Source organism: Enterobacter cloacae complex sp. P18RS (genome assembly GCF_014982105.1).
GTDB classification, from domain to species: domain Bacteria; phylum Pseudomonadota; class Gammaproteobacteria; order Enterobacterales; family Enterobacteriaceae; genus Enterobacter; species Enterobacter hormaechei_C.
Genome location: NZ_JADCKV010000015.1, coordinates 49,232 through 63,775 on the forward strand (window position 1 = coordinate 49,232; position 14,544 = coordinate 63,775).

A 14,544-nucleotide genomic window follows, 5' to 3' on the forward strand; every position below is an offset into this window, starting at 1 on the left:
GGGTAAGCGCAGCGCCACCCGGCAATTTCACTGGATCAGTAGCCCATATTTTTCTTCTTCTCTAACTCTTCTTTCGCCGTGTCCGGCAGGTAGAGCGTGGATTTGGTGATGGTCAACTTCTCAGGCTGGGTGCCGTCTTTCTTGAATTTCTCCAGCGCATCGAATGCCGGGCCCGCCATATTTGGCGTCAGCTCCACGCTGGCGTTCGCTTCGCCGTCAATCATCGCTTTGTAGATGTCCGGTACGCCGTCGATCGAGCCGGTGAGGATATCTTTGCCCGGCTTCAGGCCCGCTTCTTTGATGGCCTGGATGGCGCCGATCACCATGTCGTCGTTGTGGGCGTAAACCATGCAGATATTTTTGCCGTTATTTTCTGCCTTGATGAAGCTTTCCATGACCTCTTTACCCTTACTACGGGTGAAGTCGCCGGACTGAGAACGGATGATCTTAATGTTTGGTGCTTTGGCGATGGCCTCCGCGAAACCTTTCTTACGGTCGATAGCCACGCTCGCCCCGACGGTGCCCTGCAACTCAACCACGTTACACGGCTTGCCATCCACCTGCTTCACCAGCCAGTCACCAATCAGTTTGCCTTCCAGCACGTTATCGGCGGTGACGGTGGTCATATAGAGAGATTTGTCTTTTACGTCGATGGAACGGTCAAGCAGGAAGACCGGAATTTCAGCATCTTTGGCTTCCTTCAGCACCGGCTCCCAGCCCGTGGCGACAACCGGGGCAATAAAGATGGCATCCACGCCCTGAGCGATAAACGAGCGCACCGCTTTAATCTGGTTCTCTTGCTTTTGCTGACCATCGGCGATTTTCAGCGTAATACCGCGCTTTTCGGCCTCACTTTTCGCCACATTCGTTTCAGCGGCGCGCCAGCCAGATTCAGATCCGACCTGCGAAAATCCAACGGTTAAGGGTGCGGCCATCGCCATAGACGACATGGCTGCCGAAACTGCTGTAACAAGAAGTAAGCGCTTCCACATATGAACGTCCTCGTAGGGTAGGTTATTGTTGGTTAAAAGATGTTCCGCGGATGAACTATAGCCAATGGAATATGTTACGGATTGCGTTACATCACACTTCAGAAAAGTGAATAAAACGTTAATCACAAGTTTGTAATCGCTTTCATTTCAACATTTAAAATGCGGCTGAGTTTATGGATTATCCTGTCATGGAAACGGTCTGAAAAGTGAAGGCGCGAGGGAGAGAAGACGAAAACAGGCGGAGACTTTCAGCGCCAGTTGGCTATAATACCTGCCACTTGTTTACCATCCATTTTAAAGGACACCGACATGAGCTTACTCAACGTCCCTGCGGGTAAAGAACTGCCAGAAGACATCTACGTTGTGATCGAAATTCCGGCCAACGCAGATCCAATCAAATACGAAATCGACAAAGACACCGGTGCGCTGTTCGTTGACCGTTTCATGTCTACCGCCATGTTCTATCCGTGCAACTACGGCTACATCAACCACACTCTGTCTCTGGACGGTGACCCGGTTGACGTACTGGTCCCAACGCCATATCCATTGCAGCCAGGTTCCGTCATTCGCTGCCGTCCTGTTGGCGTGCTGAAAATGACTGACGAAGCGGGTGAAGATGCGAAACTGGTTGCCGTACCGCACACCAAGCTGAGCAAAGAGTACGATCACATTAAAGATGTGAACGACCTGCCAGAGCTGCTGAAAGCGCAGATCGCCCACTTCTTCGAGCACTACAAAGATCTCGAAAAAGGCAAATGGGTTAAAGTTGAAGGCTGGGATAACGCAGAAGCGGCGAAAGCAGAAATCATCGCCTCTTTCGAACGTGCTGCTAAGAAGTAATTCTTACTGCTGAGACTAAGCCTCGCGCGTCGGGGCTTTTTTGTGCCTGTCGCTCCTGGTAACCCGTGCGATTGAGGAGTATCGCCCGGCGGCGCTACGCTTGCACGGGCCTACGGCGCAAAACGACAACGCCACCTTACGGTGGCGTTGTCGTTTTTCAGAACTGGTCTCTGTCTAACCAGTTACCGCTTTCAATCAACGTTAACCCGTCGACCGAACGTTGGTACACGTACATCCATGCACTGCCGTAAGGCGTCTGGATCAACTGGCGAGCGTATTCACCGCCCCTGGTGCGCAAGGCATCAAGTTCGGCCAGCGTGGCATTATCAATACGATAAACCTCACCCTGTACCGTTCCGTTCCCCGGAACCGCGCCTGGATAGTGGCCCAGACTGTACAACTGGTAGTTTTCGATTGTGTAATTTCCCAGCAACTGGGCGTTGGTCATCCAGTGGCTGTTGCCTTGCCTGGTTCGTAAACTGCCGTAAACAAATATTCGCATTGCTAAAACTCAAACTGATAGAGCAGATCAAGTGCCTGGTCTACGCCGGACACTGCTTCCAGATATAGCTTAGGCATCAGGCGATAACGTAACGTGAGTGTAGCCAGTGAGTCAAAGATCCCCACGCCATATTTTACCTGTAGACCCGGCAGTACATAGCCGCTGACCACTACCTGCGAAGAGTCACCCACGCCCTGAGTGTCCAGCGCCAGATTGCTTACGCCAAACGTCTCGCCGATTTTACCCACAACCTGACCACTTTGTGCAACCCCCAGACCGACTAACATTGATGTCATTGCCGCACCATCGCCCTGTTGGCTATCCAGACCCTGGCCGCGAAGGAGGTAAGAGAGCGCTTCCTGTTGCGACATGGCCGGGTCAGAGAAGATCTCTGCCTTAGGTTCATCGGCGGAGCCCGTCACGCGCACGCCTGCAATCACATCATCTTCGGTGGCTTCCGGGTTACGGATCGCTTCGATATTGAGTACCGGCTGATCCGGTGGACCGGAGAACAGCAGCTCGCCTTTACGCACAATCAAATCCTGCCCGTAGGCATGGAAGCGCCCTTCAGGAATATTGATTTGTCCATTGAGGCCAAGTCCCTGTTGATCCTGCGCCACTTTCAGGTCACCCGTGAGTCTCGCCTTCAGCCCAAACGCGTCCAAACGCACGTTATTCCCCACGTGCACGATAAGATTACTATTGATCGGTATGCCAGCGCTCTTCTGTTCAACAGGTTTCAGATTTTCATTGAGCATAACTTCGTCACTGGAGACGCCAACCGCGCTTTCCGGCACCTCGTGAACCACGATGCGCGCCCACGGTACGTCAACACGGCCGTCCAGGGTGAAGAGACTCGGCGTTGCCTCAAAGACCACGTCTGGCGACACGTCCAGGCGCACCATCGGCGGTACCGTGATACGCACCCTGCTGCCCTTGGCCGCAATACGGGCGCGCCAGTTGTCGAGCTGGCTCCAGTCTGCGTCACCGCTCAGGTTGATTTGTCCCTGCTGCGTCAGTACTGAGCCACTGAGGGTTGAGCTTTGGCCGTTAAAGTTCATCGCCAGCTGGCTTGGCTGCATATCGAACGGCATAAAGTTACCGTCAATGTCCACACCGTTTAACCGCATCTGGCCAAACAGCTGCGGGCTTTGCGCGTCCCCCGCCAGACGCAGGTTGGCGCTGAGCATCCCCGCCGCCTTTTCTCCCCGCGAGAAGATCGGATTCACCATCGCCAGGTTGAAGTTGCGAATATTGACGTTGCCGCCGAGATTGCGCCGCCCTTGCGGATCGGTAATTTGCACCTGTCCGTCAAACTGACCGTTGTTGGTCAGGCGGATCAGCCATCCCAGTTCCGCACGATTGTTACGCAGGTCAGCGTTCACATTCAGGGTGTCGAACGCCACCGGCAGCGGCGCGTCATTGACCTCCTGCGTCACCTTCACGTTACGCCCGGAGAGGGTAACGCTGCCCTGCGGCAGTCCCTCTTTGGTGGTGTCCCACGCGACGTCCGCTTTACCGCTGAAGACCCCGCTGGCCTGGGTGGTTTCCGGCATAAACGGTTTCAGCATCGCCAGGTCGAAACGGTTGAGGTTGATCTGCGCGCGTCCTTCCGCGCCCGCATCAATGGTCTGCGGCACGCACAGCTCAGCATTCGGGTTGGTCCAGCAGTGTGGCCCAATGCTGATCTTTTGCTCCGCGTTGCGGTAATCCAGCGCGACAGACCGCGACAGCACCAGCGGGCCGACCGGCGTGCTGAAGCGGGTGTTATCCAGCACGCCTTTCCAGCGCGTCGCCTGGCGGTCAAAACTGCCCGTCAGGTGCAGCTGCCCGGAGACCGGCTCGCCCTGCACGCGTAGCTGGAGATCGTGCTGCTTTTCGTTACCTTTTGCCGCCAGCGTGACCAGACTGATGTTCACGTCCGGCTGAGAGATACGCTCCACGCGCAGATTCAGGTTTCCGCCGATCTGATCGGTGGATTTCACGTCTCCCTCGACACGTACGCGGGCAATAGAAAGTTCCTGCCAGCGCAGGTTATTGGCGGTGATGTCCGCCAGCAGCTGCGGCGCCTCCACCGTACCGCGAACCTTCACTAACCCCTTCGCCGTGCCGCCAAGACCCGGCAGGGCGTTATCGAGATTTGGCGCGTCGATGGTGGCATCCAGATTGAGGTCTTTCACGCCCAGCTCGCCTTTAATATCCGCCGTGTTGCGACCCAGCGCCACGTGCAGGCCCGGGATCACCCACTGGAGATAGCTGTTGCCCTTAAGCGAGCCCTCTACGTTGACTTTGTTCTGCTTCACGTTGCCGGTGAGCTTGAGTTCCGGCACGTCCATCTGCCAGGTGCCACCGTACAGGCTACCGCGGGTTTTGATCAGGCCATCCAGTTTTGACGGCCAGTCCGGGACCTCTTTAGCGGTGTTGATCCCGGTCAGCTTCAGCTCGCCGCGCCAGCTGATCGCCTGCTGCCAGTCGAGCAGCGCGGTCAGCTCGGTTTTTCCTTCCAGCGCCGCCACGGTCAGCTTGTCGAGGTTAACCTGCAACTCGTTACCCTTCGCATCCAGGGTGATATCGGCGGGCGGTACCCCCTGCCCCTTCACTGCTGTGCGGAACGACAGCGTGTAGTCGGTCATTTTGCCACTCAGCTTCAGCTTCAGATCGTCAGCCTGGAACTGTTTTTCGCCGGTGAACGGCCAGTAAAGCTGCTTGCTGACAACCTCAAGGTTGAGCGGTAAACCGGCCTCTGCCAGCTGGGTTTGCCCGCGCAGCACCATATCCACCGGTCCGGAGAGGTTCACGCCGAACTCCAGCTTCTCGCGCAGCGCGCCGCCGACTTTCACCTTCACCTTTTCGCCTTTCAGCGGATCGATGTTCAGGGCGCTGTTCAGCGTAATATCTACCGGCCAGTTGTCGCGCAGCAGCGCATTGCCTGAGGCGTTGACCGACCCCTGGTTAGTATCAATATCCAGCGCGTCGAGCTTCATGTTGCCGTCGATACTGCTGACTTTAAGCAGCATGTTGAAGACCGTCAGATCGGTATCGCCGGTCAGACGCAACTGCTCGCCCTTAAACTCTTCGATATTGAGGTTCAGCGGCAGATGCACATCGGTCATCTCCGGCAGAACCGATTTCGAGAAGAGATCTTTCAGCGTTTCGCCCAGCGGTTTTTCTTCCGGCTGCGGGTTCTGGATCTTCGGCTCGACGATCTCTTCCTGCGCCACGTCGGCCACCTTCGGTAGCGCAATCAGCAGCCCTTGCAGGGAGGTTGGGGTCAGAGTGAGGTTTTTCTCCTGCCAGCGCAGACCAGAGGTGAAATCCATTACGGATACCGTCGTGTCGTCGATTTTGATATTCACGTTATCCAGTGCGACCCGGTAAAGCGCAATCGGGTACGGCGTGGAGAGGTTCAGCGGGCCGCTGTCCTCTTCTTCGACAGGCTCGGACTTCGGCATTTTTTTGGAATCTATCGCCACGTTAACGTCTTTTAGCGACAGATCGTTTACGCACAGCTGGCTGTCCCGCAGGCAGCCGAGCTTGACCGCCAGATGAAACTCGCCCGCGTTCACCGCCACGCCGGGCTGTTCATAACGGATATTTTTCAGGCGCAGATCGCGCCAGCCGCCCGTTACCTGGCCGATTTCCAGCCCCGGCACCCAGCGGTTCGCGGCGTTAAACAGCAAATGCAGGCCCGTGGTGGTGCCCACCAGAAACGCCACCGTACCGAGCAGTAATACGATAAAAATCAGCACCCCGAGGCTTATCTTCTTCCATAAACTCATAATTCAGGCCCCAGACCGATGTAAAACTGTAAACCGTGTTCGTCTTTGTCGCCCACCGGAACGGCGAAATCGAGCTTGATGGGCCCGACCGGTGACTGCCAGCGCACGCCTACGCCCGCGCCGGTTTTGAAATCGCTGCGGCGGATATCGTTCACCGCTTCACCGCCGTCAACGAACATCGCTCCCCACCACTTGCCGCTGACGTTGTACTGGTACTCCAGCGAGCCAGTCGCCAGTTTTGACGCCCCGGTCAACTGGCCTTTGTCGTTTTCAGGTGAGATCGATTTGTACTTATACCCGCGAATGCTGCGGTCGCCCCCGGCGAAGAAGCGCAGATCCGGCGGGACGCGTTCGAAATCACCGGTTTCGATCCAGCCGAGATTACCGCGCATCACAAAGCGGTGTTTGTCGTACAGCGTGCGGATCCAGACGTTTTGCGCCTGAAAGACGGAGAAGTCTACGTCGGAGCCCCAGGCGGTGTTGGAGTAATCGATGGAGTAGCGCTGAGAATCGCCCCAGGTCGGCATCAGGCCACCGCGCGAGCGGGTACGGCTGATCATCACGCCCGGATAAAGCAGCATGGTGGTGTTGGTGACGTTTGCCTGGGTAAAGTGGTCGAGGCTCCAGCGCAGGTTAATGGCGCGCTGCCAGCCGCTGGAGAGATCCCAGAAGCGTGATACCGCAAGCGTCGTCGAGTCCTGCTCGGTATCGTTCAAATCGGTACGCTTAAAGCCGCCCTGCACGAGGTAGTATTGCTCAAGCGGATTTTTCAGCAGCGGCATTTTATAGCTGAAGTCCAGCTGCTGTTCAGGCGCAGACAGGCTGACGCTGGTGGTCAGGCTGTGGCCGTAGGAGTTCATCCACGGTTTTTTCCATGAGGCTTTCACGCGCGGGCCGACGTCCGTGGAGTAGCCGACACCGGTCTCAATGGTGTTCTCGGTGCGCGGAGAGACCACGCCATGCAGCGGTAACACTTTCGTTTTACGGGATTTATCAAATTCCGGCGCTACCACCACGGAGTTAAACCAGCCCGTCGCGGACAAACGACGGTTCAGCTCGCCCAGGTCGCTGGACTGGTAGTAGTCGCCCTTTTTAAACGGCACCAGATTTTGCAGATACTCGTCACGGATTTGCGATCCTTCGAAGGTCACATCGCCAAACCGGTAGCGCTCGCCGCTGTCGTAATCGATATCCCAGAATGCCTGACGTCGCTCAAGCGCAACGCCCAGCTGGCTTTTGTTGAACCGGCTGTCGAAGTAGCCTTTGCGCAGCGAAACGCTGGTTAAGGATTTTTTAAAACGATCGTAATCCCCGTGATTGAGCACGGTGCCCACTTTCGGACGGGTGCTGAGCAGATCCAGGTAGTCCCGATCGGTGCGCGCACCGCCGCGCAACACCACGTTCGTGCCGCCAATCAGGACGGGTTCGCCCGGCGAGACGCGGGCAATCAACACCTGGCGTCCTTTCGCCGGCGGCGGGCGTAAATCGAAATCGATGGTGGGTTCGTAGTACCCCAACGCCTTTAAGCCTTCGCGGATGGCGTCATCCACGCGCGCGCGAAAACGCCGATCCGGCGTGACCTCATCGCTCTGGATGGTAGAAAGCTGCGCACGCACGTTTTTTTCCAGCGCCCCGGATAACCCCTCAACCTGCAAACGGACATTCGCCGCGCTGGCAATCCCGCTGGTCAGCATTAAACTGACTAAACATAACTGGCGGATCTTTGTCACGTTTTCTCCTGAATATCCCTGTTTCCACCCTGGAAGCAAATGCAGTGCCGCTCCGCGGCAAAATACGGCCTGAAAGCCAAAAACCCAAATTACGGGTTGAAAAAGGGTGTAACACCCAAATATTTCTTATGATTAAATCTAGACTCATTCATCGCATTTATTGTGTTCAATTAAACGCTTCGTGACAACCTTAACCGAAACAACGCTACCCGGGAGGCCCCACCGTGAGTTTATTCGATAAAAAGCATCTGGTATCACAAGCCGATGCGTTACCGGGACGCAACACCCCTATGCCAGTGGCAACATTACACGCCGTAAACAACCATTCAATGACAAACGTTCCTGATGGAATGGAGATCGCCCTGTTTGCCATGGGCTGCTTCTGGGGCGTAGAACGCCTGTTCTGGCAACTGCCGGGCGTGTACAGCACCGCTGCGGGCTACACCGGAGGATATACGCCTAACCCAACCTACCGCGAAGTCTGTTCCGGTGAGACCGGTCATGCTGAAGCGGTGCGTGTGGTGTATGACCCGAGCGTCATTAGCTATGAACAGCTGCTCCAGGTGTTCTGGGAAAACCATGACCCGGCGCAGGGCATGCGTCAGGGTAACGATCACGGCACCCAATACCGTTCGGCCATCTACCCGCTCACCCCAGAGCAGGAGGCCGCCGCCCACGCCAGCCTGACGCGTTTCCAGGAAGCGATGCAGGCGGCCGGTGATAAACGTCAGGTCACGACGGAAATCGCTACCGCGAAACCGTTCTACTATGCCGAAGACGACCACCAGCAGTACCTGCATAAAAATCCGTACGGCTACTGCGGTATCGGCGGCATTGGCGTTTGCCTGCCTCCCCAGCAGGCCTGATTACTGCATCAGCGCCACGCGAGCCGCGTGGCGCACAGCCTCTCCCTCCCGCCACGTTTTGCCGAAAACGTGACCTCTGGCAGGTTTACACGTCTTTACGCTATACTACCGCTGAAATAATCGGCTCAACGCTACGAGCTGAGTTCAATGTGTCTTCACACGAATGGTATCAACTCCCCTTCTGAGGATCTGGCGAGAAGCCGGATAAACTATGTTAAACAGTATTTTAGTAATACTTTGTCTTATTGCCGTCAGTGCATTTTTCTCGATATCGGAGATCTCGCTGGCTGCCTCCCGTAAAATCAAACTGAAGCTGCTTGCCGACGAGGGCAACATCAACGCATCACGCATTCTGAAAATGCAGGAAAACCCCGGCATGTTCTTTACCGTGGTGCAGATTGGCCTGAACGCGGTCGCCATCCTTGGCGGTATCGTGGGCGATGCAGCGTTTTCTCCGGCGTTTTATAGCCTCTTTGTTAAGTACATGTCCGTAGAGCTGGCCGAGCAGTTGAGCTTCATCCTCTCCTTCTCCCTGGTCACCGGCTTGTTCATTTTATTCGCGGACCTGACCCCGAAACGCATCGGTATGATTGCGCCAGAAGCTGTGGCTTTGCGTATCATCAACCCGATGCGCTTCTGCCTGTATGTCTTCCGTCCGCTGGTGTGGTTCTTTAACGGCCTGGCGAACGTCATTTTCCGCATCTTCAAGCTGCCGATGGTGCGTAAAGACGACATCACCTCCGACGATATTTATGCGGTGGTGGAAGCCGGGGCGCTGGCAGGCGTGCTGCGTAAGCAGGAGCACGAGCTGATTGAGAACGTTTTCGAACTGGAATCCCGTACCGTGCCGTCCTCCATGACCGGCCGTGAAAACATCATCTGGTTCGATCTGCATGAAGACGAGCAGAGCCTGAAGACCAAAGTGGCGCAGCATCCCCACTCCAAGTTCCTGGTCTGTAACGAAGATATCGACCATATCATCGGCTATGTGGACTCCAAAGACCTGCTGAACCGCGTGCTGGCAAACCAGAGCCTGGCGCTGAACAGCGGCGTGCAGATCCGCAACACCCTGATAGTGCCGGACACCCTGACGCTTTCCGAAGCGCTGGAAAGTTTCAAAACCGCCGGGGAAGACTTCGCGGTGATCATGAACGAATACGCGCTGGTGGTGGGCATTATCACCCTCAACGACGTTATGACGACCCTGATGGGCGACCTGGTCGGCCAGGGGCTGGAAGAGCAGATTGTTCAGCGTGACGAAAATTCATGGCTCATCGATGGCGGTACGCCGATTGAAGACGTCATGCGCGTACTCGACATTGACGAGTTCCCGCAGTCCGGCAACTACGAGACCATCGGCGGCTTTATGATGTTTATGCTGCGTAAAATCCCGAAACGTACCGACTCGGTGAAGTTCTCCGGCTTCAAGTTTGAAGTGGTGGATATTGATAACTACCGCATCGACCAGCTGCTGGTAACGCGTATTGATAGCAAACCGACCGTGCTGGTGCCGAAACTGCCGGATGCCGAAGAGAAGGTGTCGGCGTAATCCTTTGTGTGCCCCACAAACATTAACGGCTCCCATCGGGAGCCGTCTTTTTAACTACTACTGCATAGCACGTTGGTTAAGCCATCTCAGTTTGCAGACGCATAACCTGACGGTTGACTTCGGACATCACAGACAAGTGCTGTTTGTCCTTCACTTTTGGGATAAGGATTTTGCCCTTATCGAACTCAAAAGCGCCAACATCCTTGATGTACAACCGTCCACGGAACAGGATCTTCACGTACTTCGCCACCTGAAGCGGGTTGTAGCGTTGGAAAATTTTCATTCTTGTATCTCCTGCGAATCATACGCTCTTGCGGTGCCACAATCGGCCCGACTGTCCTGAGCGCAAATTTTGATGCCCAATGACTATAGACCAGAACCTCGTACTTACCCAGTGTGCATAAGTTTATTTACCGTTTGATTACAATTATTCAGAATAATCTTTGCAAAGCGTGATACAGCGCAGTATATGCCGTCGTTTTTGCATGGATATGTGCGTTCGCCCGCAAACTGGCATCGGGATTGCGGGAAAAGCCTATTGATCGCATTTATGATTAAAAGCGCATGACCAAGTGGTCGGATCACCTGCTAACAATAAGGAAACACCATGACCCTACGTAACCTCCTGGCAGCAGCTTGCCTGTTGCTGCCGCTGATGGCTTCCGCACACAACATTGAAAAAGGACAACGTGTCCCGCCGGTCGGGATTGCTGACCGGGGAGAATTGATTCTCGACAATGATAAGTTTAGCTATAAAGCCTGGAATAGCGCGCAGCTTGCGGGCAAAGTGAGAGTTGTACAACATATTGCCGGACGTACATCCGCTAAAGAGAAAAATGCCACCCTCGTGGAAGCGATCAAAGCCGCAAAACTCCCGCACGATCGCTACCAGACCACCACCATCGTGAACACCGACGACGCGATTCCCGGCTCCGGGATGTTTGTGCGCTCAAGCCTTGAGAGCAATAAGAAGCTCTATCCCTGGTCGCAGTTTATTGTCGACAGCAACGGCGTGACGCGTAAGGCGTGGCAGCTGGAAGAAGAGAGTTCAGCGATTGTCGTGCTGGACAAAAACGGTCGCGTACAGTGGGTTAAAGACGGCGCGCTGACGCAGGATGAGGTGCAGCAGGTGGTTGCCCTGCTGCATAAGCTACTGACTCAGTAAAGTGATACCCGGAAGCCCGGATTCAGGAATGACTCGCGCGGGGTGTAGTCCAGTGGCTTACCCTGCCAGTCATGCACATGCGCGCCAGCGGCCGCCGCCACCGCATGCCCTGCCGCCGTATCCCAGACGTTCGTCGGCCCGAAACGGGGGTACAGCTGCGCCTGCCCTTCCGCCACCAGACAGAACTTCAGCGACGAGCCAATCGACGTCGTCTGGTGTTCACCCAGCTGTTGCAGATACTCCTCCAGCTCGCTGTCACTGTGCGAGCGGCTGATCACCACCAGCGGAGGACGAGCATCACGCACCTGGATCTGCTTACGCACGCCGCACTCTTCCTTCCAGGCTTTACCTTCCGCCGCGCTGTACATTACTTTCATCACCGGGGCGTAAACCACGCCAAGCACCGCTTTTCCTTTTTCAATCAGGGCGATGTTGACGGTGAATTCACCGTTACGCTTGATAAACTCTTTCGTGCCGTCCAGCGGGTCGACAAGCCAGTAACGCTGCCAGTGCTGACGTTCATCCCAGCTCTGGGGCGCTTCTTCAGAAAGGACCGGAATATCCGGCGTCAGGGCCTGCAAACCTTTCAGGATCACCGCATGCGCCGCGATATCCGCCGCCGTCACCGGGGAGTCATCCGCTTTGCTGACAACATCCATCGGTTTCGCACCGTCGTACACCTGCATAATGGCATCACCCGCATCCCGTGCGAGCTGACAAATTTTATCTAACATTCTCCACCTCTTCGTTAACGCAGTGGGCATAACTTATTGTTTTAGTTATATCGTAATGTGAACAATTCCGCTATCTGTGAAGCAATTCTGGTTTCAGCGCCCTTTTTTCTGGCAGCATTCACACTTCTGTAAGCAACAAATACTACATACATATTCTTTTGTGGCTTGGATCGAAAAAAGGACTCCTCAGATGATTAAGTTTAGCGCAACGCTCCTGGCAACGCTGATTGCGGCAAGCGTTCAGGCAGCGACGGTGGATCTCCGTATTCTGGAAACCACCGATCTGCACAGCAATATGATGGACTTCGATTACTACAAAGATACCCCTACGGAAAAATTCGGACTGGTACGCACGGCAAGTTTGATCAACGCCGCCCGCGGTGAAGTGAAAAACAGCGTGCTGGTCGATAACGGGGACTTAATTCAGGGCAGCCCGCTCGGAGACTACATGGCGGCGAAGGGGCTGAAAAAAGGCGAGATCCATCCTGTTTATAGGGCAATGAATACGCTGGACTATGCCGTCGGCAACCTGGGCAACCACGAATTTAACTACGGCCTGAAATACCTGCACGACGCGCTGGCAGGTGCAAAATTCCCGTACGTTAACGCCAATATCATCGACGTTAAGACGAAGAAGCCGCTCTTCACCCCTTATCTGATTAAAGAGACCGAGGTTGTCGACCAGGACGGTAAAAAACAGACGCTGAAAATCGGCTATATCGGTTTTGTGCCGCCGCAGATCATGACGTGGGATAAAGCCAACCTCGACGGGAAAGTGACCGTCAACGACATTACCGAAACCGCGCGCAAATACGTGCCGGAGATGCGGGCGAAAGGGGCGGATGTGGTCGTCGTCGTGGCGCACTCTGGCCTCTCGGCCGACCCGTATCAGGTGATGGCTGAGAACTCCGTGTACTATCTCAGCCAGGTGCCGGGCGTGGATGCGATCCTGTTCGGCCACGCCCACGCCGTCTTCCCGGGCAAAGATTTCGCTGCTATCAAAGGCGCGGACATCGAAAAAGGGACGCTTAACGGTGTGCCATCGGTAATGCCGGGCATGTGGGGCGACCACCTTGGCGTGGTGGATCTGGTGCTGAATAACGACAGCGGAAGCTGGAAAGTCACGCAGTCGAAAGCGGAAGCGCGTCCGATCTACGACGCAGCGGCCAAAAAATCTCTGGCAGGGGAAGATAAAAAGCTGGTCGACGTCCTGAAGCATGACCACGACGCGACGCGTGAATTTGTCAGCAAGCCGATCGGTAAATCCGCTGATAACATGTACAGCTTCCTCGCGCTGGTACAGGATGACCCGACCGTGCAGGTAGTCAACATGGCGCAGAAAGCCTATGCGGAGCACTATATTCAGGGCGATCCGGATCTGGCAAATCTGCCGGTACTGTCTGCCGCGGCGCCATTCAAAGTGGGCGGGCGGAAGAACGATCCGGCCAGCTACGTTGAGGTGGAGAAAGGCCAACTGACCTTCCGTAATGCCGCCGATCTCTACCTCTATCCCAACACCCTCGTGGTGGTGAAAGCTACCGGGAAAGAGGTGAAGGAGTGGCTGGAGTGCTCTGCCGGGCAGTTCAACCAGATCGATCCGCACAGCAGCAAACCGCAGTCGCTGATTAACTGGGACGGTTTCCGCACCTACAACTTCGACGTGATCGACGGCGTGGAATATCAGATTGACGTTACCCAGCCCGCGAAATATGACGGCGAATGTCAGGCCATTAATCCGCAGGCAGAACGCATCAAAAACCTGACCTTCAACGGCAAAGCGATTGATCCGAATGCCACTTTCCTGGTGGTGACCAACAACTACCGCGCCTATGGCGGCAAGTTTGCCGGTACGGGTGACAGCCACATCGCCTTTGCCTCGCCGGATGAGAACCGTTCGGTGCTGGCGGCGTGGATCAGCGCGGAGTCGAAAAAGACGGGTGAAATTCATCCGGCGGTGGATAACAACTGGCGACTTGCGCCGATCCACAGCGACACTAAGCTGGATATTCGCTTTGAGACATCTCCGTCCGATAAAGCAGCCGCGTTTATCAAGGATAAGGCGCAGTATCCGATGCAAAAGGTCGCGACGGATGATATTGGGTTCGCGATTTATCAGGTGGATTTGAGCAGGTAAAAGCAAAACGGCAACGCACGTTGCCGTTTTTTTTTGGTGTTTGTTCCCTCTCCCCGTGGGCTGAGGGTTCCCCAGTAATTTGAAAGCAAAAGCTATAACGTTGCCTCAGAAAAACTGAGGGCTTTCAGCGATGCCTCGGTCCGGCTGTAAATCGCTGAGGCGTTTCCTGTAGGCCGGGGCGAGGCGCAGGGATGCGCCGAGAGGGCGGGCTTTACAGGGATGTTACCTCCGCCCGTCCCCGATAAGCCGGAAG

At 55.4% G+C, this 14,544-nt stretch carries 11 protein-coding genes; 5 read left to right on the forward strand and 6 right to left on the reverse strand.

Going from position 1 to position 14,544, the window contains the following annotated elements; all coding sequences use genetic code 11:
- Positions 1–35: 35 nt before the first annotated feature.
- Positions 36–992, reverse strand: a complete 957-nt coding sequence (gene ytfQ, locus INF61_RS12100) for a galactofuranose ABC transporter substrate-binding protein YtfQ (RefSeq protein ID WP_017383924.1) — start codon at positions 990–992, stop codon at positions 36–38.
- A 309-nt stretch (positions 993–1,301) separates the two neighbouring features.
- Between ytfQ and ppa the strand changes: the two genes are divergently transcribed.
- Entirely contained in the window at positions 1,302–1,832 is a 531-nt protein-coding gene (ppa, locus tag INF61_RS12105) for an inorganic diphosphatase (protein ID WP_006810347.1), read from the forward strand.
- Between the two features lie 157 nt (positions 1,833–1,989).
- Here the strand turns inward: ppa and INF61_RS12110 are convergent, their stop codons facing one another.
- The 3 genes from INF61_RS12110 to tamA are packed head-to-tail and all read right to left on the reverse strand — an operon-like array spanning position 1,990 to position 7,843.
- Positions 1,990–2,334, reverse strand: a complete 345-nt coding sequence (locus INF61_RS12110) for a gamma-glutamylcyclotransferase (protein WP_017383925.1) — start codon at positions 2,332–2,334, stop codon at positions 1,990–1,992.
- Between the two features lie 2 nt (positions 2,335–2,336).
- Entirely contained in the window at positions 2,337–6,113 is a 3,777-nt protein-coding gene (gene tamB, locus INF61_RS12115; protein ID WP_193547787.1) for an autotransporter assembly complex protein TamB, read from the reverse strand.
- On the reverse strand, positions 6,110–7,843 hold the full coding sequence (gene tamA, locus INF61_RS12120) for an autotransporter assembly complex protein TamA (RefSeq protein WP_017694656.1): 1,734 nt from the start codon (positions 7,841–7,843) through the stop codon (positions 6,110–6,112). The genes tamB and tamA overlap by 4 nt, the downstream gene beginning before the upstream one ends.
- 224 nt (positions 7,844–8,067) lie before the next feature.
- Here tamA and msrA point away from each other — a divergent pair, with 224 nt between their 5' ends.
- The gene (msrA, locus tag INF61_RS12125) at positions 8,068–8,709 is read left to right on the forward strand and encodes a peptide-methionine (S)-S-oxide reductase MsrA (protein ID WP_006810351.1); all 642 of its coding nucleotides are present in this window, start codon (positions 8,068–8,070) and stop codon (positions 8,707–8,709) included.
- 211 nt (positions 8,710–8,920) lie between these two features.
- Positions 8,921–10,258, forward strand: a complete 1,338-nt coding sequence (locus INF61_RS12130; protein ID WP_006810357.1) for a hemolysin family protein — start codon at positions 8,921–8,923, stop codon at positions 10,256–10,258.
- 76 nt (positions 10,259–10,334) lie between these two features.
- Here the strand turns inward: INF61_RS12130 and INF61_RS12135 are convergent, their stop codons facing one another.
- Positions 10,335–10,541, reverse strand: a complete 207-nt coding sequence (locus INF61_RS12135; RefSeq protein WP_003856054.1) for a DUF1107 domain-containing protein — start codon at positions 10,539–10,541, stop codon at positions 10,335–10,337.
- A 324-nt stretch (positions 10,542–10,865) separates the two neighbouring features.
- On the opposite strand from INF61_RS12135, the gene INF61_RS12140 reads away from it, so the two are divergent.
- Positions 10,866–11,423 carry a YtfJ family protein gene (locus tag INF61_RS12140; RefSeq protein ID WP_017383934.1) on the forward strand — a complete coding sequence of 186 codons (558 nt, stop codon included), beginning with the start codon at positions 10,866–10,868 and terminating at the stop codon, positions 11,421–11,423.
- Here INF61_RS12140 and cysQ read toward each other — a convergent pair.
- On the reverse strand, positions 11,417–12,157 hold the full coding sequence (gene cysQ / locus INF61_RS12145) for a 3'(2'),5'-bisphosphate nucleotidase CysQ (protein ID WP_015572488.1): 741 nt from the start codon (positions 12,155–12,157) through the stop codon (positions 11,417–11,419). The genes INF61_RS12140 and cysQ overlap by 7 nt on opposite strands.
- A 190-nt stretch (positions 12,158–12,347) precedes the next feature.
- Here cysQ and INF61_RS12150 point away from each other — a divergent pair, with 190 nt between their 5' ends.
- Positions 12,348–14,291, forward strand: a complete 1,944-nt coding sequence (locus INF61_RS12150; protein ID WP_063138557.1) for a bifunctional 2',3'-cyclic-nucleotide 2'-phosphodiesterase/3'-nucleotidase — start codon at positions 12,348–12,350, stop codon at positions 14,289–14,291.
- Positions 14,292–14,544 lie beyond the last annotated feature (253 nt).